The organism is Streptomyces sp. NPDC001348 (genome assembly GCF_053597535.1).
Genome location: NZ_JBSFIK010000045.1, coordinates 1 through 23,166, shown reverse-complemented (window position 1 = coordinate 23,166; position 23,166 = coordinate 1). Strand labels below are relative to the sequence as shown.

The window sequence follows — 23,166 nt, the reverse complement described above, 5'->3', positions numbered from 1 at the left end:
TCTGGGGCGATGACTGCTGCGCTTGTCGAGCGGATGGCGCCGGAAGACCCGTGGACGTTGTTCCAGCGGGTGGTGCCGCCGGCGCCGGTCCGCCCTCAGGGTGGAGGGCACCGGCGGCGAGGGGACCGCGAGGTGCTGGCTGCCATCGTCTTCGTGGCCACCTCAGGCTGCACCTGGAACCAACTGCCACAAGGCTTCGGGCTGTCGGGCGTGACGGCCTTCCGCCGGTTCACCGAGTGGACCGAGGCCAGGGTGTGGGCCAAGCTTCACCGCCTGGTCCTGGATGAACTCGGTGCCCGAGGTGAGCTGGACTGGTCGCGGTGCGCGATCGACTCCGTAAGCGTCCGGGCCCTCAAAGGGGGCAGCTGACGGGACCGAATCCGACCCACTGCGGCAAGAAGGGGTCGAAAATCCACCTCATCGTGGACCGCCAGGGCCTGCCTCTGTCGGTCGGCATCTCCGCCGCCAACCTCCACGACAGCCAGGCACTCATCCCGCTGGTCCGGGGCATCCCACTCATCCGCTCACGTCGCGGCTCGCGACGCCGACGGCCCGCCAAGCTGCACGGTGACAAGGGATACGACTACCGCCACCTGCGGCGATGGCTCGCGGCATCCGGCACCGCCTTGCCCGCAAGGGCATCGAGTCGTCCCGGCGGCTGGGCCGGCACCGCTGGGTGGGGGAGGTGACCGTGTCCTGGCTGTCCGGCTGCCGCCGCCTGCACCGCCGCTACGAGCGCAAGCCGGAACATTTCCTTGCCTTCACAGCCATCGCCGCGACTCTCATATGTCACCGCCGACTGGCCAAGTGAAATGACGTCTAAAAGGGGGCTCCACACGGGCCTGTCGCCGGTCGACAGGGGCCGGGCCGGCTCCAAGCATCACCTGATCACCGACGGGCACGGCACCCCGCTCGCGGTCCTCCTCACTGGCGGCAACTGCAACGACGTCACCCAACTGCTGCCGCTGCTGGACGCCGTCCCGCCCGTCCGCGGCCGACCGGGACGCCCCAGACGCAGGCCGGACTCACTGTTCGCCGACCGCGGCTACGACCACGACATCTACCGCGACCAGGTCCGTGCCCGCGGCATCGTCCCCGCCATCGCCCGCCGCGGCACCCGGCACGGCACCGGCCTGGGCACCTACCGTTGGGTGATCGAGCGGACCTTCGCCTGGCTCCACGGCTTCCGCCGCCTTCGCGTCCGCTGGGAACGCCGAGCCGACATCCACGAAGCCTTCCTCAAGCTCGCCTGCTGTCTGATCACCCACCGACAACTCAGCTCATCGTGTTAGCCGTTGTAAGTGAATAAGGGCTGGCGCATCCTGCGAAACTCTGCTGCAGCCACTAATCGAATCACCGACATCGTGAAGGTCGTTCACGTCCTTCATCACGCAATCAGCGCGATGTCGAAAAAGGATCACATTCGCCAGACTTTGAATTCCCGATGCTAGTAGCAGGAATTGTCAGATCCTGGGAAAGAGATCCTCAGTCACGTGCGTAACGAAGTGGTCGTGAATGATTCGATAGTCGAGATCTTTTTGATTCCACAGTTTGTGCCCGTACTTGGCGGACAGGACCTGTTCTCTTGCGGCTTGCACATGGGTCCGCATATGAAAGCGTCGCTGGGCGGATCTCATCAATCGTTCCGCCCGATGCTCTTCCCCGTTCCATGCAGAGAGGCACGCAAGCATCAACATCGCCGAGTAGAAGGACTCGAATGCCTCTGTCGCCCTGTGGACAGCGATGGCCCCAGAGTGTCCATCCCAGCGTAGTTCCTCTCTGGCCTTCATCGGCATTGCAGCCAATTGTGCTATCTCAAAACCCTCCTTGAGGTCCTTTCCGATTCTGCGCTGGGACGCGACATTGGCGCCAGCGATCGTGTGGAGTCTGAACAGTCCGGGCGTACGCTGACTTTCACCTGCCTCTGCGATGGTGGCGTCGAGGCTGGCCGTGAATGTGGCGCGATCTGCTTCCACTTCCCGTTTGTCGTACTGCACAGAAGTCGTTTCGGGTTCCCCCTCACCTACAGGAAGGTCATCTTCCGGTAATCCAATGAGGTGACCACCCTGAATGTGGGCCATCTCGTGGGCGAGCGAGAACCGCAATGCCGCACTCCAGACAGCCCTAGGTTGACTAACTGGGTGAATCCAGGCAGCTGCATTTGTTAAGTCATTCATGCGCTCGAGGAAACTTTGCAACCTGCGTCTTCCTGTGGAGATCCTACCGAGCGGCATCAACATTTTGGGGTCGTATTCTCCGACCGCATCGAGCCAAATTTGCTCGTCGAAAATACCCGCGGTTAGCGGCAGAAAGGCAGAAGGCACCCCTCCGATGAGGGGTGCCTTCGCGGCGCCCTGGCGAACACCGGACGACAGGAGCCTCAGGTAAGCCAGAACGATGACATCGAGGACAGCACTGGCATTCCGATCCACGGCCACGTAGGTATCTTCGACGTGCCGGTACGCAACGGAGAGGTGCCATGCTATATCCGTGGTCAGGCTTACCGCGACCGGCGATATTCCGATGATATAGCCCGGGGAGTTTCCAGGATTTTCGAAAACCTGGGACTCCAAAGCGAAGGACGGGAGCAGAAAGCCCTCCACCTGGGATGCCATCTCCCTGGCCGTCCGGTCGTTTTCCACCCATGAAGCCATAAGGAGTCGGTCGAGTTGGATTCGCACATCAGCGTTCCATTCGAAATGACGCTGCCAACCAGTAGTGGCGTCAATGTTCGACGTCCAGGCCTTTATGTATCGGGGGTCATGGAAAGCGCGACAGAGACTCAATGCTTCACGTGCAAGTTCGGGGTTCTGTGCGTCAGTGAAAAATTCACTGACAGGATAGTCGCGTGCATCGCTCAATTCACACCAGCCGATCCAGGCCGCTCGCCCTGTCCGTCAGCCGTACTTCGGTTGGTCACGGCCGACAGTAGAGACTCCGGGATTCCCTCTCCATCACGGAAGGTTACTTCTCCATCCTGAGATCGGATGATTACCATTCCGCGAGAAAGGCTTGGGTCAGCCCTGATCACCAGTTGTTGATCCAGCGCGTCGATCACAACGCCGCGACGAAGCGTTCGACGGAGCGAATTAATCACATACACCACCGCATGAGCGCCTGCAGTAGCGGTGATCAGCATCTCTCCAAGGGGCGCGCTACCTCGCGCATATACAGTTCTGGGCTCCAGTCCTGCTTCTCGGAGTGAGGCCAGAAAGTCATCCGCGGAATCGTCTTCGGTCGAAGCGAAAACACGTAGTCGAATTGTCTCCGTGGTCACCGATCCCCCAACTGTGCACACATGCGAAACTGTATTCTGACATGCCAGCTTGCCCTTCGCCAGGGGATCGGGAAGGGCAACTCGTGATACCGAACAAGGATTCTTCGATTGCAAGTTCGTCAAGAGGGTGGGGTGGGAGGTGAAGCTTCCCCTTGATCGTGGACACCTGGAGACTGGGATCTTGAGGTTCCAGAGGAGGTAGCACCAGGTGGGAAGCAAGTACACGAAGCGGTACACCGAGGAATTCAAGCGGGACGCGATCGCGCTCGTCGATTCCTCGGGCAAGACGGTCACCGCCGTCGCCCGGGAGCTCGGTATCAGCTGGGAGTCCTTGCGCGGCTGGTACCGCCGGGCCAAAGCGGACCGGGGCGAGAGCGAGTCCGGTGAGCTGACCAGCGCCGAACGCGAGGAGCTCAAGCGGCTGCGCAAGGAGGTCCGTGAACAGCAGCAGACGATCGAGATCCTGAAAAAAGCGACGGCCTTCTTCGTGAAGGAGAACGACCGGTGAGCGAGCTCTACCGGTTGATCCACGCGGAGAAGGCGGCCTACCTGATCGTCCTGCTGTGCCGGGTTCTGACGGTCGCCCGCTCCTCCTACTACGCCTGGTGCGAGGGCGAGGCCGCCCGCCGCGCTCGTCAGGCCGCCGACGACGCGCTCGCGCACGAGATCACCGTGCTGCACATCGCCTCCCGCCACACCTACGGTGTCCCGCGCATCCACGCCGAACTGCGCCGCCTGGGCCGACGGGTGAACCGCAAGCGCGTCGCCCGCGTGATGCGTGAGCGCGACATCCGCGGCATCAGCCGGTGCAAGAGGCGTTCGCTGACGCGGCCGGATGTGAAGGCGAAGCCGGCCCCGGACCTGATCGGCCGTGACTTTCGTGCCGAGCGTCCCGGGACCAGGCTGGTGGGCGACATCACTTACCTGCCCACCGCCGAGGGCTGGCTCTACCTCGCCTGCTGGCTGGACCTGGCCACCCGCGAGGTCGTCGGCTACGCGATGGCCGACCACCACCGCGCCGAGCTCGTCGTCGATGCACTCGACATGGCACACGGCCGGGGCGGACTGGAGCTCGGCTGCGTGATCCACAGCGATCGCGGCAGTGAATATACGTCGGCCCAGTTCCGAGAAAGAACAGGGAAGTTGGGGCTGCGGCAGAGCTGCGGACGCACCGGATCATGCTTCGACAACGCCGCCGCGGAGAGCTTCTGGGCCCTGCTCAAAGAAGAAATCGGCACTCGCACCTGGCCCGACAGGGCCACCGCCCGCGCGGAGGTCTTCAACTTCATCGAGACCTTCTACAACCGCCGCCGCCTGCGCAAGCACAAGACCTTTGGCTACCTCACCCTGGCCGAGACCAGACAGCGGCATCAGCACGCCCTTGCGGCATAACGATCACGTGTCCGAGATCACGGGGAAACTTCACCTTCGACCTCACCGTGGACCTGGTCGTCGCTTCCGACCTGATCAGCTGGCAGTGGAAGGACGAAGACGGGTAGGGACGTGTGTGGCGGCTCGGGATTGTCACCGGTATCGAGCACCAGGCGGTGGACGCCGTCTGCGACGAAGTCCTCACGATGCTCGCCGAACGCTCCGGGTCCTTCACCGCGCAGCGGCGTCGGCACGTGACTGCCGCAGCCCACGGCGGCCGGGTGCAGGGGTTGCCCGGCAGGCGGCTGAACCGGGGATTGAGTTGGTCAGAACCTCCTGCTACTCGCGTATGGCGCGCGTGGCTGTGCTGGGCGGGATTGCCTTGTACATCTCGACAGACAGGCCGATGGTGAGGCCCTGACTGCTGGGAGGGCTCGGGCTGCGCTTCAGCGCGTCTCATAAGGCGGGTGCTCCGTGCACGAGATGCCGTGGTTGGGTCTGAGTCAGGGGTGCCAGGCGGGCCTTGCGCGAGTGTCAGGTCCGTTATGCCTGTTCGGTGGTGGTCTCGGTAGGACGCAGCGCACGTCCGTTCGGCCTTGTGGGCAGTTGGCGCGCGCGCCACACTCATCGTCATCCATTCTCCGGCCAGCGTGTCGGCAGTCGTTCTCGGCTGCCGACGCGTTCGCCGTGCTGTCTCGCCGTGTGACGTGCACCGGCCGGGGGTGGGCGAGACGAGGGGGATCGATGGATCAGGACGTGGTTGTGCTGGCGAGGGTCAGGCTGCTCAGGGCCAACCGGCGGGTGGTGCGCGGTGCCGAGGGGTTGTGGATCTACCGGCTTCTGACGCAGGTGGAGCCGGAGGTGTACGGGTCGAAGCTGGCGTACGTGCTGGTGGAGGCAAGCGCATCATCGCTGGTGCGGGAGTTGCCTGAGCGACGGTTGGCGCTGCTGGACGAGGCCGTGGAGGTGGCGGGGGCCCTCGGAGCATCGAACCCCTACCGGGCGAAGATGCTGGCGAGGGCCCTGGCTGGCAGGCAGCGGGAACTTGAGGGGCGCCCGGCGGGCAGGAGCACCGGGCGGCCCTTCAAGGAGAGCCGCAAGGACGCGCATGACTCTGTGGGTGGGTGTTGACTCCCTGGACGGTGAAGTAAGGGAGGGGCCGGTTCCGCTGTCTGGATGGAGCGGTGCCTGATTTCCCGGATGTGCAGCTTGGAGCGTGGGGCTTCGACCACGGTCGGGACCCACGCTCCCGATGCCGGGCGCTGGAACTCTGCCATCCGTTCCGCGGGGCGTGTGTCCTGCCGCCGTCGCAGAAGTGAGACGGCGGTCAGGGTGCCGTGGCCTCTTACCGCCTTGAGTACGCGTCACACGGCGCCGCCGCACTTCCATGTCTGGGAGCCGTTTTCGTTGTAGATGCAGACGCGTGAGGTGTAGCCGGAGTCGTCCCAGTACCAGCCCGTGTTGTCGGCGCTGCCGGCGACGTGGTGCACCGACGAGACCATGGTCCAGGTGCCGTTGTGCTTGCGCTCCAGGTACATGTGGCACGACTGGCCGTTCCAGGACTGGACCAGCCCCTGCGCGAACCAGTTGCCGTTCTGCTTCTCTGTGTTCATCCACCCCTTGCAGCTGGCGTCGGTCACCACGGAGGAGGGTTCGAACACCACGGAGGCGGGTGTGACACTGCCGGGGTGCACAGGGCCGGCACTCGCCTGTCCGCCGAACGCGCCCAGAGCGCTGAGGACCGCTGCCGTTCCTGCCGTTCCCAGGCGCGCACTGATCTTCTTCTTGAACACTGGCTCTCGTCTCCGCTCATCGGTTCGGTGTGTGAATCAGGCGGCGGCCAAGGGCTTGGTGGCCGCCTTGCACCGTCGAGTTCAGCGGGTCGGGAATTGAATGGGCAGCCGGTTTCGTCATCCTGATCAATGGCCGCATCGCAGGTCCAGGGTGGCGCGGCGGTGCTGGTCCCAGGAAGGTGCCTCTGGGGGTGTCCGGTCCCGCACCGTGGGTTTCCCGGTGTCCGCGTTTGCCTTCCTGCACGGCTGCCGCCTGCGGGGGGGCGCGTTCCGGCCCCCCGAGGGGTGCCTCGGCTTGGTGGAGGCGCTGTACCGGCATGGCGTGGATGTCGCCTGCATCGTCTTCGGGCAGGAGACCAGCGGGCGTCAGCAGAGCGGCGCTCGCCGCTGGGGCGGCCCAACGGTCTTACCGACGAAGAGGCCGGGCACCATGTGTGCTGGGCTTACACCGCCGGCACACATGGTGCGCAGTGCCCTGCTGGTGCGCTCCATGCGCCTGTGGCGCTGCTTGGACCTCAAAGCGCTGCCTTGAAGTCACCGACCCGCCCCGCACGCCCGCCCGGGACCGGCTCATCCGGGACGCCCGCTCCGGCACTGGGCACGATCAGGTGGTCGAGCTGCTGACGCGCTCCGCGGCCCGCAGCCCATGAGCCGTCTCCCGCGGGAAAACGTTCTGCTTCGCCGGTCTGGCGAGGGTCGGGCTGTTCAGTGCCGACCGGTGGGTGGTGCGTGGTGCCGAGGGGCTGTGGATTTGCCGTCTTTTGGCGTGGGCCGAGCCGGAGGTGCAGGGGTCGAGGCTGGCGTACGTCCTGGTGGAGGCGAGCGCGTCGCTTCTGGTAGGGGAGTTGCGTGAGGGGCGGCTGGCCCTGTTGGAGGAGGCCGTGGAGGCGGCGGGGGCCCTTGGTGCGTCGGACCCCTACCGGGCGGAGATGCTGGTGAGGGCCCTGGCTGCCAGGCAGTGGGAAGGGGAGGGCCGCCCGGCAGAGCCGCTCGTCTGCGATGGGCGGGAGCATCCAGCGGCCTTTCAGCAAGAGCCGCAAGAACGCGCAGATCTGGTGGGTGCCGGGCGTTGACGCCCTGGGCGGTGAAGCGCACCTGCGGCGAAGTTCTGCGACGGTGAGGGGCATCCCGTCGGCCTTGCGGCGGCGTTCGTCCATGCGGAAGGCGGGGCTTGCCGGGCCCGGACCGGGCCTGCTTGGCCGTCGGGTGGTCCGGAACGGTCCGGCCGCCGGCGCTGCGCCGCCGCGGTGTGGTTGGCCTTGTCCACCATGCCCTTGCGGTTCCCGCGCGGCGGGCAGATGCCGACACCGGTCCCGTAGTACTTCGCGACGCCCGCGAAGGCCGCGGTGACCTGCCCGCTGGAGGGACTGCAGAGGGTGGCCGTCCGGTCGACGGCTCGTCCCGGCGCGCCCGCGCCGGGCGGTCCCGCCGAGCGTGCGCATCACCTGATCCACAGCCGGTGTCGGCCGGCAGCGGTGCGAGGGCCGCTGTCTGCGGTCCCCGGCGGGAGTGCAGGCAGCATCCGTCGGTCCGCGCATACGGCGAGCGGGGCACGGTAGCCGTCCCGCTGCGGCCCGGCCGCCCGTCTGTGGGGCAGGGCACTCCGGGACACTCACCAAGTGTCACCATGTGTGCGCTTCATGTGACGTTCGCTTCCTTCCGTGGCGCTGCGTGACGGTAACTCGCGCCGTACCGAACAAATCTGACGGCAGGAAAGTTTCTGCGCACCGGGGCGTCATGAGGGCGTGCTTGTGCCTCCTGCCGTGCAGTCAAGGCTATGAATCGACATGACGTCCGGAGCCGGCACCGGAGGCGGAGAGGAAAGGCGAGCGTCAGAAAGGTTATTTTTCCTTCCGGGGAATCCGTCCAGGGAATTACTTCTTCAATGTGCTCGCCAATTCCCATGCGCCTCATTGGTCGATTATGGGAAGTTGCGTGTTCGGCCTTGTGTTCTAGGGTCGAACCTTTGGCCTGGGGTTGTGCCGGGTTAGGGTGTCCTTGCTTACTCGTGAGACGTGGTGAAACGTTGATCACAAATGGCTGGGAGTAATCCTTCGGCTCTCGACGGCATCGGGCCGGCAGGGGAGCGTAAGCAGCCAAACCGTCAAAGCGGACAAACGAGACCGGTGCTCGTCTCGCATCCCGCAGCGGAGGCTGTACTCCGACAGGACCCCGGGTTTCCCTCTTGTTGGGGTTTCTGAGGCGGAGAGATTTGGTTCGGCGTGTCCTTGGCCGGTGACCAGTGGTTAACTGTAACGGCGATCTGAGCCTTGGTGGGTCCAGATCCATTGGAAGGCTCTGGGGTGTGGTGCTCTGGGGCCTTCCGCCTTATGGGGGGGCGTTCACCTGGGTTCCCCCGCGCTCATCTGATACTCGCTGCGCGCATGTCAGGGAATATGCCCAAAATAGCAGCATCGCATATCGCCATTCATGCGCTGCGGCTCAGAATTCCAGGATTCTGTGACCTGCGTCACTTTCGCCTTTTACGGGGGCGCGCCGGAAAAACCCTCGCGGTGGGGTCTGTGTGCCGGGAAAGCCGTCCACTAGTCCCTTGCGTGACTGGCGATTTTGTCTCTGCTGGGGGTACGTTTACTGCCTGACGTTCTCGCCCGGCGCCGTTCCAGCACACCACACAGCACCATGCCGGACGGAGTTCCACGGGAGGGGGCGCTGGACCCACCAGGGTGCGCCCGCCGGTATGGGGGCGCACCCACCCGCCACACGTAAGGGACTCGGACCGTCATGCGTACCGCCGCCAGCGGTAGTTTCATCGTGCGTACCCGCCGCATCCGCCGCCGCAACGATGGGCTGCCACCGCGTCACCTCGCCACCTCCCACCGGGCTTGTCTCCCTGCCCGGCGCCTCCCCTGCCACAAGGAGGGGTGACAGATGCCCATCAAAGCGGGAGCGCCTCGCCTCAACGACCTGCTCCTGGGCCGCGCCGCCATGCCATCGGGCAGCTTCCTCAAACACTTGCCCACGCTCACCTGGACGTCGATGAGCCAGGACTGGGACCAGCGCATCCGCTCCTTCGGCCGGGACATGCCGCTCCCTCTGGGCCCCGACGACCAGGACGTCTTCATCATCGTGCAGGGATGTGTCCGCCAGGAGCGCTTCCCGCTCGGTTCGGCACGAGGGCTTCCCTCGATCGTCCGCTTCCGCGGCATCGGCGAGATCGTCGGGGAGGCCAAGCTCATCGAGCCGGCCTCCTCCGTCACCACGACGTGCCTGTCGAAGACTTACGTCATCCCCTGGCGTGTCAGCTACATGCACCTTCTGCAGCGCAAGCGGCCCGAGGTCCAACTGGCGCTGCTGCGCAGCCTGGAGGACCGCAACCGGCAGGACGAACGGGTCTACGCCACCTTCGCGCAGGCCTCCTTCCAGCGAGTCAGCACGCTCCTGGCGCACCTGGCGGAAACCGTCGGCATCCCCGACCCCACCGTCACTCGCCGCACCACCATCAGCGGCCCGAGCCAGAAGGACCTCGCCGCGGCACTCCAACTGGGCGTCTCCACCGTGGAGAACGCCATCAGCAGCCTCCGGCGCCACGGCACGATCGACGCCGGATACCGTAAGTTCATCGTCCACGACCTGGACGCGCTCCACGACAGCGCCATCAGCGCCTGACCTGTCATCACCTGGACCCGCCAGCTTCACAGCCGCACTCACCACCCCGCTTGCGGGCGTGCGGCCCAGGCTCCGACCCAAGGAAAGAAGCAATGCTGCTCAGCTCCTTCATCAGCAACCCCAGCCAGACCACCGTGTTCGTGACGGCGGCCTCCTCGCTCGTTACCGGCTCACTGGGCACCCTCACGGCCATCCACCACAAGCGGGTACTCGCCTGGACGAAGGCGATCCGCCGCAAGGACGAGGAGACCGCCGAACTCGCCGGCCCCGCCGCGACGCTCGACGGGCTGTACACGGAGCAGTGCCGGTTGGCCCGCACGCCCAGCTGCAAGGCCGACTTCGCCGAGATCACGCGTCTGGCCAACGCCATCAGCGGCCGCATCGAGCACACCGAGTGCATCAGGACCGAACTCGAGCGCGTCGTCGAGTGCGCGGAGTCCTACGTCGAGACCGCGCTGCCCGAGCCGCCGTCGACCGCCGGGATCGTCTACGCCGAAGCACACACACTCATGACCCAGGCCATGAAGCAGGAGTTCGCCCGCGTCGCGCTGGAGCGGGCCATCAACACCGCCAACCACAAGATCGCTGCCCTGCGGCGTATCTGACCAGCACCGGCGAATGGCAGACGGGCCGCACGGATCATCTGTGCGGCCCGTCACCACCTGCACCCTGCGCGGGCATCCGTGTCGGCGACGCTACCCGTAGGCGCTTCGATACGGATGACCTTGCAACGCTCATCGGCCGGCCCGTTGGCTGGTGATGTTGTACGACGGCACCCACCGGCACAGGGCATCCGGGCCCGGCCAAGGCAGCGGGCGTGACCATCTTGGCGAGTGCTTGCTTCTGCGTCCCCTGAGCGCGTCGAGGGCCTGCTGGACGCGGGGGAGCGCCCTGCGAGGGCGCCGGCGCACAGGAGCGGCCGAGTGCCTCTGGATTCCCCCTCGTTGACATGCCGAGACCGTCACCCCCCCTACCCCCAGTGCGAGTCGAGGTGGAACTCCCCGCCCCGGGGGAAGGCCAGGAAGCCGTTGCCGGTGTGCACCGCGATCACGGAGACCAGGTACTCCAGCCGGGGACACGCCTGGTGAGAGGCGGCGTCGCCGGGCCCGACGATTCCGTGACGGGCGGCGTCGCTGGGCTCGACGAGCCGGAAGGACGCGCGCAGCGTGCCCTTCAGCCAGTGAGCCTTTTCCAACCTGCAGATTCGGTACGGTAGTTGGGGTGACAGACGAGTGAAGCCCCTGGTAGACGGGTTCACGACCAAGATCACCCGTTCCGCCAGAGGCTTCACGTGCTTGTCTACCCGTCCGGGCTGGACCTGTCCAGCTCGCACCTTCGTTTCCTCACTGCCCGTCTCCGGGAACGCCGCCGCGCGATCGGCAGCCGGTGGCGCCGGCTGAGCGCCGACCGGCAGGCCCTGCTCACACTCGCCCACCTGCGCAACGGGCATCCGTACGCCCAGCTCGCGGCCGGGTTCGGCATCGGGACCACGACCGCCTACCGTTACATCACCGAGGCCGTGGACGTCCTGGCCGCTCTCGCACCGAGCCTTGCCGAGGCTGTACAGAGCGCATCGACGAAGGCGTTCGTGCTCCTGGACGGGACGCTGCTGCCGACGGACCGGATCGCCGCGGACCGGCCCTTCTACTCCGGCAAACACAAGAAGCACGGCATGAACGTGCAGGTCCTGGCCGACCCGGCAGGCCGACTGCTCTGGGCCTCACCAGCCCTGCCCGGCGCCATCCACGACGTCCGCGCCGCCCGCGAGCACGGCATCATCGACACCCTCGCCGATGCCGGCATCAAGTGCTGGGCCGACAAGGGCTACCGAGGCGCCGGAGGCACGGTCCGCACCCCCTGCTGGGGTCGCTGGGAGACGCTCTCCACAGGTCAGCAGGCCGTCAATCGATCCCACGCGAAGATCCGGGCCCTCGTCGAACCCGCCATCGCCACCCTCAAGACCTGGCGCCTCCTGCGCAAACTCCGCTGCTCGACCACCCGCATCACCCACCTCGTCCAGGCAGTCCTCACCCTCCACCTCACCGGCTCGAACTGAGGTTGGAAAAGGCTCACTGGCAGCCGGTAGTCCATGGCAAGTGGTCACACGCACGACGGGAGTGCCGATGGACGCCGCGGAGGGCATCGCCCAGAAGATCGAAACGCTGAGCAGGATGTTCACGGATGCCGAGCCTGCGTCTTTGCGTACCGGCTATCTGGCCACCAACCCTTCGGCCGGGCACCCGGTGTTGCAGGGATCCACTGCGACGGCTCTCGTGCCCCGGTGGAACGAGCACCCCAGCGGCCTGCTGGTACCCGCCACCACCGTGCCGCCCGCGCCCATCGACCTGGGCGCGGCGTACCTCACGCCCGATGAGATCTTCGGGTTCGAGCTGCCTGCCGACTACGCCGTGCGCCAGCTGGAGCGCCTTCCTCTTGAAGGCGTCATACGGTTCTGCGCCCAGGTGCTCAACGCCTTGGAGCTTCCGGGCGTGTCCGTGCAGGCCGTCGAGGCGCACTTTGCTGGCGAGTGGCTGGATGAGCCGGTCCGCAGCCGTGTTCGGAACCTGCTCCGGGACGAGACCCGCAGGCTGCTCGTGCCCCAGGCCCTCATGCTGCTGGCCCGCAGGGCCATGGAGGTATCCCCGGACACCGTGCCGGACGACCTACCCGACGGCGACATCGTCGGCGCTCTGTTCAGTCTCACCCAGGTCATGGGCCACCATCCCGATCCCGGCCCGAGCGTCATCACGGACCGGCCCGGCACACTGGGCCGCGAACTCATCGCCAACCAGCACTTCCACCGCAGCTGGTCCGTCCCCGGCGTCCTCGCCCGCTACGCGCGGCGCTGGCTGCAGATGCCCGCCGAACGCCACGGCGAGCCGGGAATCGTCGACCTCAGCCAGACCTACCAGGACTGCACCGGCGTCCGCCTGGAGGACCTGGCGGCCGTCGCCGGCTACCTGTGGCTGCGCACCACGATGGGACGGTTCGTCATCGAGCCGGGCGAACTGGCTGGCTTGACCCTGCCCGCGCAGCGCGTCGAGTCGGTCCTGGTGCTGATCACCAACGATCTGCCCGGCATGCGGGAGGCCGTACGCGGCGAACGCCCCGAACAGCGCACCGAATGGTCCTTCGACCCCTTCCAGCAGTGGCCCGTGATCCGCCTGCCCGAGGACCGGCTGCTGATCCTCGATCCCCGCCACCTGATCAGCCGGCCCTTCGGGTGGCTGCCGATCTTCGACATCGAGTTCCCGCCGCCGGGGCGTACCAAGCCCACCGGCCACCGCAAGATGGCCGCCCGGGCCAAACAGACCCTGCGCCACTGCAGCGAGGTCTACGTCAGCGAGGTCCTGCACACGATCACCCGCGACGAAGGCACCACCCGCCGTGTATACGACGACGCCGACCTCAGGGCCGCCTACACCGCCCCAGGCCAGCGCATCGCCGACGCCGCGATCGACTATCCCGGCGCCTGGATCGTTATCGAGGTCACCACCACCCAGCTACGCCTCGAAGCCCGCACCGCCGTCCCCGGTGAATCACAGATCCAGGACATCGACAAGCTTGTCGAGGAACTTGACCAGATCGACGCGACCATCACAGCGCTGCGCGACGACGAGGCCGACCTCACCGGTGCACCTGCTCCGGGCGACCGTCGCTTCCTGCCGCTGCTCGTGCTGCCGGAAGGCTTCCCCGTCAACCCCATCACTCTGACTGTGATCCGTGAACGCGCCCGGAGGAAGGGGCTGTTCACGAAGCCGGACACGGACCCGGTGGAGATCGTCGACATCGAAGAACTGGAGATGATCGAGGCCTTGCAGGAAGCCTCTGGCCCCAGCCTCCTCGACATCCTGCGCAGCAAGCAGTCCGGCAGCTTGCGCAACGCCGCCGTACGCGACCACATCCTGCACGTCATGCGAGTACAGCCCGACGCACCAGCCCGACACGCTGGGCTGCTGGACAGTGCCCTCAGGCCACTCGTCAACGCCCTGCCGCAGCCGCATCCGAACTCCACCACCAGCTGATGGCCGGTGCCCCTGCGCGACCCACCGACCGGTTCGCCGCATGCTTCTCGGACAGGACTATCTGGCGCCGCTCACCCGCTCACGATCTCGATGAAGGACGGAGTTCTCATGGCCACTTCCCTCCCAGCGTTCGGTGTTCCCGGTGGAGCGTTGTCGCCGTTGGGGCAGCGGTTGCGCGTCTTGCTGAGTTCCGAGCGCGTCATCAGTGACCTGCGGCGTTACTTCGGTATCGGTCTGCCGCCCGGCGGGATGCCGTTCACCGGGAGCCGGTTCGAGCATCTGGCGGGTGGGGGAGACCGGCCGGAGGTCGCTGACCGGATCACGGCGGAGGACCTGGTCGCGGTGCAGACTTTGTCGGTCACCGTTCCGGCGCCTGTCGCGCTGGACATTCTGGAGGGCCGCCTCGGCGCGCGGCTGTCCGGTCTGCTGCACGCCATTCCCAGGGACATCGACATGGTTGACGCCGACGCGGTCGTCGTGGCCGACGGCTCGCCGGCGGATCAGGCCTGGGATCTGCTCTGCGAGCAGTACGGGGTCAACTGGGTCATCGCCGGGAAGGTCCTGGCCCGCAAGCGTCCCCGCTTGCTCCCCGTCTACGACCGAATCGTCCGCTGTGCCGTCGGTCGGCCGCCGTCCTTCTGGCTCGCTCTCCATGCCGCGCTGCGCGAGGACCAGGCCGCGTTGCACCGCCAGCTGATGGAACTGAGGCAGGCCGCCGGGCTACCCGAGACGGTGAGTGCGCTGCGGGTGTGCGATGTGGCGGTATGGATGAACCACCGGTCCGTCGGCCATGCCTGCCCCTGAGCATGCCTGCCGCCAACGTGACCCGAGGGGGCATTCTGGCGTGTGAGGGTGACGGACTTTACCAACCGTCACCTGGGTGTGTGTGACGTTCGCGCGGAGTGGTCCGTCGGTGTGGGGGAGGGGTGTGGACTCGGGGCCGGAGGGATCCGCCGGGGCGGTTCCCGGTTCGGAGGGGACGGCGCGCGGGTGGGTGGTCGGCTTGTGATGTGCGAGTTACGGGTGCAGGAGATCGTGCGTGTCGGCGGGCGGGTTTCCTACACGATCGTGGACACGGACTGCTCGGTCGTGGCAGAGGCGGACGGGTTCCTGCGGACCTGCGCGGCGGGTACGGATCGTACGTACGCGTATGTGCTGGTGGATCACCTGCGGTGGCTGCGGTTCGCGGGCCTGGACACAGGAGCAGTGTCGCTTGAGGACCTTCGGCATTACATGGCGGCCCTCGGGGCGGATTACCCGGGGCCGTTCGGTCTGCCGTGGCGGGAAGGCAAGCGCCCTTACGGACACAGCGCACTGAAGACCGCAGCGGCCTGTCTGAAGGGCTTCTACCTTCACCTTGGCATGCACGGCGTGAACCCCGCACTGGCGGAGGTACTGCGCGTCACGAGGTTGCCGACGCGGGCGGATAGGCGGCGGGCGATGCTCGGACACGTCCTGCACAGCATGCCCGCGAACCCCCTGGCTCCGGCGGAACGGGTGCGTCGGCATCCGAAGATGCTGCCCGAGGGCGCCCGGGATCTGCTGCTGGGGGCGGTGTCGTGCGCGCGGGACCGGATGGTGGTCACGTGGCTGGCCGACGGCGGTTTCCGGATCGGTGAGCTGTGCGGGCTGCGTCTGGTCGACCTGCACCTGCGCGAGCAGGCGGCGTGCGGTCAGTGCCGGGGGCCGCACGTGCACATCTGCCACCGCGAGGACAACGCCAACCGGGCTCGGGTCAAGACGAAGACACCCTGGGTCTGGCAGGACAACACTGTGTGCGGCGGGACGGTACGGCGGGCGAGCCCTGCGATGATCCACACCTACTTCGAGTACATCACCACCCAGTACCCCGCCCAGAGCGCTCACGGCATGCTCCTGATCAGCCTGCACGGCCCCTCCCGAGGCCAGCCATGGACCACCGCCGCGGCCCGCGGCATGCTGCGCCGGGCCGCAGCCCGTGGTCAGATCGGCCGGGTGGTCCCGCACGCCTTCCGGCACAGCTTCGCCACCGCGGTGCTGGACGCCGCACGGGGCAACGCGGTGATCGCGCGGGAGGCCGGCGGCTGGGCCTCGGCCGCGACCGTCGAGCAGGTCTACGGCCACGTGGACGTCCACGACCCGGTCTTCACCGCGGCACTGGAGCAGGTGTGGGGGACACGGCCGTGATCCCGCTGACGCTGCTTCCCGGCCGCACCGACACCACTCGCATCGGCCGCGACCGGCTCGAACTGCTCACAGCCCTCATCGAGGCCCCCGCATTCGACCCGCTCTTCCGCGACACGCTGATCTTCATCCCGCCTTACCACCCGGTCTACGCCTGGCAGTGCGCTGTTGACGGCTGCCTGCGTATCCGTCGGGTCAGCCACAACCTGTGCAACACGCACAACCTGGAGTGGGAGCAGGCCGAGCGGGCGGGGCAGACCAAGCGAGCCTTCATGGACGCGGCCACCGCTCTCCCCGCCGCGCGGGGAGTGGACTACGGCCGGTGCCTGATCTGTCCCAACCGCCCGGCGGTAAGCCCCACCACCCGGCTGTGCCAGCAGCACCAGACCAGGTGGCAGTACGGCGAGGCAGCCGGCATGGACCGCGCCCGGTTCGAGGACTGGTCCCGTACCCAGCGCCCGCTTCCCGGCTACGGCCTGTGCCAGGCGCGGTGCTCGTTTTTGGCCTGCACTTCGCTGGGGCTGTGTCTGCAGCATCTGAACCGGTACAAGATCGACAACCGTCCCGGAGACGCCCGGTCGCACAACTTACGCGGCCCCCTCAAGGACGGCCGGCCGCTCCCGGTGGCCTACGGAGACGAGGAGGCATTCCGCGCCTGGTGCGCCACTGCGGAGCCGGTCACGCAGCCAGGGCTGGTCAACCTCCACTGCCTGCCCCCGCTGGTGCGGGCCGAGATCCAGTGGGGCCTGCACGCCCATACCCAGTCCGCGCAGCACTCCGAGTGGACCACCAACGGCATCAGGAATCTCGTCAGGTACTGCTGGCGGGGCAGCATCACGTCCCTGATGGATCTGCACGACGGAGGCTACAAAGACCTGACGCGCAAGCAGATGGACTCCGAGGTCCGCAAGATCATCTGGGAAATCGTCAGCGGTCTGCGCTGCGTCTACTACAGCCCCTCGGACACCAAGGACGCCGGCTTCCTGGAGACCGATCACTTCGGACGGCGCTTCAAGAACGCCCAGAGCCACTTCAACATCACCGCCGTTCCCCAGCGGTGGCTGCGCGACCTGCTCTGGGACCATCTCGCCGAGTGGCTACGATCCCCGCAGTGCCCCCGCACCAGAGGCCCCTTCGACCAGATGCGCCGCGCCGCCGTCGAACTGGGCGTCTTCCTCCAAACCGACGCCCCCGACGCCGGCCATGACCCCACCGTGCTGCGCCGTGAACACGCCGAGCGGTTCGTCGCCGACCAGCGCCACCGCGCCCGCCACGGCCTGCCGTCCCTGGGCTTGGTCCTGGTTGACGGACGATCCCCCACTGTCACCGACCTGAGCTGCCAATTCGTCTTCAACCAGGCCCGCAAGCTGCTCTACAGCGCCATCACCGCCGGCCACGCCGAACGCCTCGGCATCGACACCGGCTTCCTGACCGCCATCCCCTTCGGCGGCACCGGCCTCAAACAGCGCTCCCGCAACCCCTTCAGCGACGACGTCGCCCGCGCGCTGATGGACGAGACCAACCTGCGCCGCCTGGAGGAACTCGACCTCAACGACCGGGGCCTGCGGGACATCTGGGAGACCATCGTCGCCACCGGGCGACGCTGCAGCGAGGTCGTCGGACTGCGCCTGGACTGCATCGGCCGCTACCGCGGTCTGGCCATGCTGTGGCACGACCAGACCAAGGTCGGCAACTACAACGAGGGCATCCGCATCCCCGAACCCGTCTACCAACGCCTGGATGCCCGCCGCACCAAGACACTCCAGCTCTTCGAAAAGCGCTACGGCCGCACCCCGGCAGCTGCCGAACGCCCCAGCCTGGCCCTGTTCCCCTCTCGCGTCCGTAACCCCAACGGCCGGCAGCCGATCTCCTACGGACACTTCAACCAGCGCTTCAAGACCTGGATCTCCGACCTCGACCTCGGCGGCGCGTACGTCGCTCACCAGGCCCGCCACACCCTGGCCACCAACCTGCTGCGCGCCGGCGCCACACTCACCCACATCCGCCGCTACCTCGGCCAGCTCTCCGAACGCATGGCCGAGCACTACGTGAAGATCACCAACAGCGACCTCGAAGACGTCCTGAACACCATCTGGGTGGCCGGGCCCGGCGCCCCCAACCCAGGCGAACTCCTCTCCGGCGACACCACCCCCATGGACCGCGAGACAGCCCTCGCCCTGGCCCTGGACCTCTCCCGCCGCAGCACCCCCGCCGACGGGGGCTTCTGCACCTACCAACCCGTCGTCGACGGCGGATCCTGCCCCTGGAAACTCGACTGCGAGAACTGCGACAACTTCGTCCTCTCCGGCGCAGACCTCCTCTACTGGCGACGCAAAGCCGAACAGTGGCGCTCCATCGCCGAGAACGCCCCCGACGACGCAACCGCCGACTACCTCCACACCGTCTTCGAACCCACCGCCAAGGCCATCAAAGGACTCGAGCAGGCCCTGGCCGCCCTCGGCATCCTCGACGAAGCCCTCACCCTGGACCTGCGGCGCCCCCAGGACTACTTCCACCGCACCTGGAGCACCGCCTTCCGCGCCCGAGACCTCGCCGCACTGCAGGCATCCGGCCCCACAGGGAAGCCATGAGTACGTCCCGCACCGACGCGGCCGTCCGGGCCCGCCGCCACGCCACGCAGGAGATGCTCGAGCGCCTCCAGGCCGCCCTGGCGGCCGCAGCACGCGACCATACGCCTGTCACCGTCGCAGCCCTTGCCCGAACCGCCCGCGTCTCACGCACCTTCCTCTACCAAAACCAGCAGGCCAGAGCCCTGATCGAGCAGGCCAACCACGTAAACAGACCTCACCCCGCGGTCTCCGACAGCGGCAGCCGCGCCCAGCCCGCCTGGAGAGAACGTGCACTCAACGCCGAAGACGCACTCGCCCAGGCCCACCGCGAAATCCGCACCCAGCGCACCCACATCGCAGAACTCCTCGGCAAGATCCGCGACCTCGAACACGATCTCCCCGAAGGCTCACTTCAGCGCATCGTCACCGAGAACACCACGCTGAAGCAGCACGTACGACAGCTCACCCACGACAACCAGCAGATCCAAGAACGCCTGACCAGTGCACGCCAGAACAACCGCTTCATGGACAAACGCATCGCCGACCTTGAAGCCCAACTCGTTCCCTACCTCACCACCCCGTCCCCGCGCCCCTGACCCAGCCTCGGATCATTGCCAAACGGGACGGACCTTGCCGATGGGAGCGTCACGCCCATTCGATGCCCAGCTCCCGCAGTGCGTCGAGTTGGTCCTGGGCGAGTTTGTCCCGCCTCGATTTGGTGTTGGAGACCCACACGCCCAGTTTCACGGTCACCGGCGCCGCCTCGCCGTCGAGCGTGATCTCTTCGCTGTGGCTGCGCGGTACAGGCCGGTGGGCGCCTTCCCGTTCCACCCACTGCGCGAGGGCCGTCAGGCCACGCTGGAACGCCTGCTGCGCCTTGCCCTGGCCCTTCGCCGCGCGCCCGTCCGCCGGGGCGGGGGACGGCGCCTCAAGCGGCGTGACGCCCAGCTGGGACAGCCGCTCCTGCTGCTCGGTCGACAGCTGCGCCCAAGTACCCGACTGGGACTGCCGCTGGAGCCAGCGCCCGATATCGTCGCCGTCGAAGAGGACGCCCGGAGCGATGTCGGGCAGGTGGCCGTCGGCGTCGACGAGGTCGGCGAGGACGCGGTAGTGGCGTTGCCAGTCCAGTGGCCAGGGGCAGTTCCAGTCCGGGTCTATCGCGGCCAGTTGCTGCGCGCGCTCCGCCGCCCGCTCGGGGTCCTTTCCGAGGCCGCCCTTGCGGCGGAGGTTGGCCATGTGCTGCCCAACGGGTACCAGCCCCCCGGCCTCGCTCTCGCCCCACACCTGGTCCTGGCGCGGGGCGAGGTGCCCGGTGGCCCGCCGGTAGGACCGGAGCGCGGCGAGCTTGGCCTCCCACGCCTCTTCACCCGGCTCCCAGACCATCCCGGCCTCAGGGGCGTCCAGCAGGGTCTTGCGCCGTTCCTCCAGTTCCCCGGCCCGCAGGGCCTTGCGCTGCTGGTGCACCCACCTCCCCAGGGGAAAGGACTTCGTCGTGCCGACCTCGGTCTCGGTGTCGTAGGGCACGGCGTAGAGGCCGGTGATCTTGTTCTCTTTCCGCCAGCGGATGAGTGCCTGGTAGCCCTCCAGCCACACGAGTGAGTCCGGCCGGTAGACGCGGGTGCGCAGGAACGCGGCGATCGTCGCGGCGTCCCGGGGGGTGCTGAAGTGGAGCAGGGCGGATTCGGCGGCGGCCTGGGTTTCGTCGTGCTCCTGGTCCTCGCCGGCACCCGCGCCGTCGGCGCCGATGATCCGGCCGTCCTCGTCGCGCTGGACGTGCACCTTGCGCTTGCCATGGGTCAGGGCGCGGGAGGCGAGCTGCTCGACGAGTCTTTCATCGTGACTGCGGAGCCCTTGGAGGATCGCTACAAGGGGGCGGAAGCTGGCGGAGGCGACCATGTCGGTGGGGTCCTCGCCGGGCTCCAGGAAGACCGGCACGATGATCCTGGCCACCTTGGTGGAGCCGTCGCGGTTCAGCCTCAACGCGCGGCCGATGTTCTGCACAATCTCCACCTGGGAGCCGCGGGTGTCGGCGAAGCAGATCGCCTCCACTCCGCGCTCGCCGGTAATGTCGACGCCTTCCCCGAGCACGCGAACGCTGGCGAGGAACGCCCTGTGCACGCGCCGGTTGTTCGCGTCGATGCCGTTGGCGAACTGCCGCAGGACCTCGCGGCGTTCGGCCACGAGGTGGTCGCCGCACAGCCACGCCGACCACACCCGGTCCGGGGGTACGTGGCGGCCGGCCTCCAGCCCGTAGAACTCCGCGTCGATCGAGGACGGGGGCAGTTCCTTCTCCGCCTTGACCATGGTCGCGTCATCGGTCTCGGTGACGTACAGCTCGGCAGCGGTCTTCGGCAGCACCTCCGCGAAAGCCGCCGCCTCCTCCACCTTCTGGTGGAAGGTCATGACCGTACGCAGGTTGTACGCCGCCGCGTGCTCCAACAGGGCAGTCTGCAGCAGGGCCAGGCGTCGGCCCCGCAGCGCCTCCTCCGACAGCCCGAGCACGGGCGAGGGGTCGCGGATCTCCAGGACGTCGATCTCGAAGGGGGCGAGGATCTCCCGCTCGATCGCCTCGGAGAGCCCCAATTCGGCCAGCCACGCGCCGTAGGTACCGTCCGGGTCGTCGGCCATGCTCGCGATCTCCAGCTCCTGGCCGTCCGCGCCCTTCTGCGGGCGGGCCGCGGCGAGGATGCGCGGGGTCGCCGTCAGGTACAGCCGGAAGTCGGCGGGGATGCGGGCGTTGTCGTGGATCGCCGCCCAGGGCCTGCCAAGATCGCCTGCGGTTGAGTGGGCCTCATCGATGATGGCGAGCGAAAAACCGTCCATCCGCTGCCCGTACAGGCGCTCTCCGCCCGCCAGCGCGGCCTCCAGCGGCCCGCGAACGGTGCCCTGGCCCGACGGGTCCTCGATGTCCTCGCGGTCCACGAGAGAGGCGTACGTGGCGAACACGATGACCGGCCCGTGCCCGGCCCACAGGGCGAGCTGGATCGGGTTCGTGGTGGTGCGCACCCCCAGCTCGTTCAGCACCGGGTCGTTCTCCAGCGAGCACACCGCCACCATCGGGGCCCGGTGGCCCACCAAGCGCCACGCCTGGGCGGTCTGCACGAGCAGATCAAGGGTCGGCACGGTCACGAGGATCCGCCCGGCCGGGAAGCACTCCAGGGCGCACGCAGCCGCCGTGATCGTCTTGCCCGAACCGGTCGCTGACACGATCGTGCCCCGCGACCCTTCCGGGGGCACAGATGACCTTGCAGGAAATCCCACCCACTTGCGGAAAGCCGCTTTCTGGTCAGCCTGGTGTTCCTTGAGCTGAATACCCCGCATTTAGCAATCCTCCCCCAACTCGTTTTCCAACCGCTTCGAGAAATCACCGCGACGGCGTGAAGGGCGGGACGGACACCGTACCGCCCTCGCCCACCACGACCCGCTCCGCGAGCTGCGCCAGGACCTGGGCAGGCCCGAGCCCGGCCCGATCGGCCACCGCCCGGATCAGCCGACTGGACGCGGCAGACAGCCACAGCTCAGCCCGCAGCTCATCCGCCTCCTCGCGACGCCGCGCCTCGAACGCGGCCCGGGCCGCGAGAGCACCGTCACGCCGCTCTTCGCGCTCCCGAGCCCACGTGGAGCCCTCGGTGTCCCGCTCCGGCTCGTACGCGCCCCAACCGGCCTGAGCCACCAAGTCCCTGACGCGCTGCCACTCCACGTGCCTGGCCGCCCAGATGGCGGCCAGCCGCTCCGGGTCCGTCTCGAACTCGGAGAAGGAACCGCCTCGCCTCAACTGCTCCGCCGTCTCACGCTCGCGGGCAGCAGCCTCCGCGACCTTCTCCGCAACGGCGGCCATATCGAGGCCGTTTGCCTGGCGACTAACCTGATCCCGCGCCACATCCTGAGCACTCCACATACAGTTTCCCTTTTCCGCTTCCGAGCACTGTCCCCCGAAGGACGTTGGGGGAGTCTCTTGTTTTAGCCAACGGTACATGCTGCATCAGCCTGGAGCAGCCACTACATCGGAACCCGACACGAACGAGCGACCCCTCCTCTCGTAGCCAGCCCGGCCCGCGATAGCGGGCCCCAACAGTTCTGGAGGCGCAGCCGGAAGGACCGTCAGGCGGGGGAGCGCAGCGACCCGCCGGTCAGGCTGGAGCGAAGCGGAAGCCTGATAGCGGGACGGGGTCCCGCCGGTCCGGGAGCGCAGCGGACGGACCGTCACCGTGCTTGCGCAGCAAGCACGGTGTGCGGGTGGCGCATGGAGAAGAGCACGACGGCCACTTCAAGGCAGGCGCACCGGTGTGGGTGGACCACGGCCCGGACTGCTATGCACCTGCCCTGCTGCGTGCACCTGG

16 protein-coding genes and 2 pseudogenes are annotated in these 23,166 nt (G+C 67.4%); 13 read left to right on the top strand and 5 right to left on the bottom strand.

Features of this window, described 5'->3' with window-relative positions:
• The first annotated feature begins 9 nt into the window (after positions 1-9).
• Together ACWC21_RS34035 and ACWC21_RS34030 are read left to right on the top strand one after the other, a co-directional pair.
• Positions 10-811: pseudogene (locus ACWC21_RS34035) on the top strand (IS5 family transposase).
• A gap of 16 nt (positions 812-827) precedes the next feature.
• A pseudogene (locus tag ACWC21_RS34030) lies at positions 828-1,292 on the top strand (IS5 family transposase); the annotation flags it as partial.
• A 171-nt stretch (positions 1,293-1,463) separates the two neighbouring features.
• Here ACWC21_RS34030 and ACWC21_RS34025 read toward each other — a convergent pair.
• Positions 1,464-2,861, bottom strand: a complete 1,398-nt coding sequence (locus ACWC21_RS34025) for a hypothetical protein (protein ID WP_450887584.1) — start codon at positions 2,859-2,861, stop codon at positions 1,464-1,466.
• 624 nt (positions 2,862-3,485) lie between these two features.
• On the opposite strand from ACWC21_RS34025, the gene ACWC21_RS34020 reads away from it, so the two are divergent.
• The 3 genes from ACWC21_RS34020 to ACWC21_RS34010 all read left to right on the top strand — a co-directional run bounded on the left by ACWC21_RS34020 (position 3,486) and on the right by ACWC21_RS34010 (position 5,779).
• Positions 3,486-3,785: a transposase gene (locus ACWC21_RS34020; protein ID WP_450887582.1), complete on the top strand. Its 300-nt coding sequence runs from the start codon at positions 3,486-3,488 to the stop codon at positions 3,783-3,785.
• Entirely contained in the window at positions 3,782-4,669 is an 888-nt protein-coding gene (locus tag ACWC21_RS34015; protein WP_450887580.1) for an IS3 family transposase, read from the top strand. The genes ACWC21_RS34020 and ACWC21_RS34015 overlap by 4 nt, the downstream gene beginning before the upstream one ends.
• A 723-nt stretch (positions 4,670-5,392) precedes the next feature.
• Complete coding sequence (locus ACWC21_RS34010; RefSeq protein ID WP_450887578.1) at positions 5,393-5,779, top strand: hypothetical protein; 387 nt, start codon at positions 5,393-5,395, stop codon at positions 5,777-5,779.
• 233 nt (positions 5,780-6,012) lie between these two features.
• On the opposite strand, the gene ACWC21_RS34005 is transcribed toward ACWC21_RS34010, so the two are convergent.
• Positions 6,013-6,261 (bottom strand): hypothetical protein, encoded by a 249-nt coding sequence (locus tag ACWC21_RS34005; RefSeq protein ID WP_450887576.1) that lies wholly within the window; start codon positions 6,259-6,261, stop codon positions 6,013-6,015.
• Positions 6,262-9,330: 3,069 nt separating this feature from the next.
• Between ACWC21_RS34005 and ACWC21_RS34000 the strand changes: the two genes are divergently transcribed.
• Positions 9,331-10,068 (top strand): Crp/Fnr family transcriptional regulator, encoded by a 738-nt coding sequence (locus ACWC21_RS34000; protein WP_450887574.1) that lies wholly within the window; start codon positions 9,331-9,333, stop codon positions 10,066-10,068.
• A gap of 92 nt (positions 10,069-10,160) precedes the next feature.
• A complete protein-coding gene (locus ACWC21_RS33995; protein WP_450887573.1) occupies positions 10,161-10,673 on the top strand; it encodes a hypothetical protein in 513 nt (170 codons plus the stop codon).
• Between the two features lie 365 nt (positions 10,674-11,038).
• Here the strand turns inward: ACWC21_RS33995 and ACWC21_RS33990 are convergent, their stop codons facing one another.
• Positions 11,039-11,263 carry a hypothetical protein gene (locus tag ACWC21_RS33990; protein ID WP_450887571.1) on the bottom strand — a complete coding sequence of 75 codons (225 nt, stop codon included), beginning with the start codon at positions 11,261-11,263 and terminating at the stop codon, positions 11,039-11,041.
• A 96-nt stretch (positions 11,264-11,359) separates the two neighbouring features.
• On the opposite strand from ACWC21_RS33990, the gene ACWC21_RS33985 reads away from it, so the two are divergent.
• The 6 genes from ACWC21_RS33985 (at position 11,360) to ACWC21_RS33960 (ending at position 19,422) form a co-directional block, all read left to right on the top strand.
• Positions 11,360-12,124 carry an IS5 family transposase gene (locus ACWC21_RS33985; RefSeq protein WP_450887569.1) on the top strand — a complete coding sequence of 255 codons (765 nt, stop codon included), beginning with the start codon at positions 11,360-11,362 and terminating at the stop codon, positions 12,122-12,124.
• A 67-nt stretch (positions 12,125-12,191) separates the two neighbouring features.
• Entirely contained in the window at positions 12,192-14,093 is a 1,902-nt protein-coding gene (locus ACWC21_RS33980; RefSeq protein ID WP_450887567.1) for a hypothetical protein, read from the top strand.
• A gap of 180 nt (positions 14,094-14,273) precedes the next feature.
• A complete protein-coding gene (locus ACWC21_RS33975; protein ID WP_450887565.1) occupies positions 14,274-14,897 on the top strand; it encodes a DUF6308 family protein in 624 nt (207 codons plus the stop codon).
• Positions 14,898-15,101: 204 nt separating this feature from the next.
• Complete coding sequence (locus tag ACWC21_RS33970) at positions 15,102-16,259, top strand: tyrosine-type recombinase/integrase (protein WP_450887563.1); 1,158 nt, start codon at positions 15,102-15,104, stop codon at positions 16,257-16,259.
• Positions 16,241-18,847, top strand: coding sequence for a tyrosine-type recombinase/integrase (locus tag ACWC21_RS33965; protein ID WP_450887561.1), 2,607 nt, complete (start codon positions 16,241-16,243; stop codon positions 18,845-18,847). The genes ACWC21_RS33970 and ACWC21_RS33965 overlap by 19 nt, the downstream gene beginning before the upstream one ends.
• A complete protein-coding gene (locus tag ACWC21_RS33960; RefSeq protein WP_450887559.1) occupies positions 18,844-19,422 on the top strand; it encodes a DUF6262 family protein in 579 nt (192 codons plus the stop codon). The genes ACWC21_RS33965 and ACWC21_RS33960 overlap by 4 nt, the downstream gene beginning before the upstream one ends.
• Before the next feature lie 49 nt (positions 19,423-19,471).
• On the opposite strand, the gene ACWC21_RS33955 is transcribed toward ACWC21_RS33960, so the two are convergent.
• Complete coding sequence (locus ACWC21_RS33955) at positions 19,472-22,147, bottom strand: Helicase associated domain protein (protein ID WP_450887557.1); 2,676 nt, start codon at positions 22,145-22,147, stop codon at positions 19,472-19,474.
• Between the two features lie 43 nt (positions 22,148-22,190).
• Positions 22,191-22,664 carry a hypothetical protein gene (locus tag ACWC21_RS33950; RefSeq protein ID WP_450887555.1) on the bottom strand — a complete coding sequence of 158 codons (474 nt, stop codon included), beginning with the start codon at positions 22,662-22,664 and terminating at the stop codon, positions 22,191-22,193.
• Between the last annotated feature and the right edge of the window lie 502 nt (positions 22,665-23,166).

Bases quoted from the DNA above. Each gene is read 5' to 3' on its own strand.
- ACWC21_RS33955 (WP_450887557.1), bottom strand. From the start codon at position 22,147: ATGCGGGGTATTCAGCTCAAGGAACACCAGGCTGACCAGAAAGCGGCT.
- ACWC21_RS33970 (WP_450887563.1), top strand. From the start codon at position 15,102: ATGTGCGAGTTACGGGTGCAGGAGATCGTGCGTGTCGGCGGGCGGGTT.
- ACWC21_RS34000 (WP_450887574.1), top strand. From the start codon at position 9,331: ATGCCCATCAAAGCGGGAGCGCCTCGCCTCAACGACCTGCTCCTGGGC.
- ACWC21_RS34005 (WP_450887576.1), bottom strand. From the start codon at position 6,261: ATGAACACAGAGAAGCAGAACGGCAACTGGTTCGCGCAGGGGCTGGTC.
- ACWC21_RS33995 (WP_450887573.1), top strand. From the start codon at position 10,161: ATGCTGCTCAGCTCCTTCATCAGCAACCCCAGCCAGACCACCGTGTTC.
- ACWC21_RS33960 (WP_450887559.1), top strand. From the start codon at position 18,844: ATGAGTACGTCCCGCACCGACGCGGCCGTCCGGGCCCGCCGCCACGCC.
- ACWC21_RS33950 (WP_450887555.1), bottom strand. From the start codon at position 22,664: ATGGCCGCCGTTGCGGAGAAGGTCGCGGAGGCTGCTGCCCGCGAGCGT.
- ACWC21_RS33980 (WP_450887567.1), top strand. From the start codon at position 12,192: ATGGACGCCGCGGAGGGCATCGCCCAGAAGATCGAAACGCTGAGCAGG.
- ACWC21_RS34010 (WP_450887578.1), top strand. From the start codon at position 5,393: ATGGATCAGGACGTGGTTGTGCTGGCGAGGGTCAGGCTGCTCAGGGCC.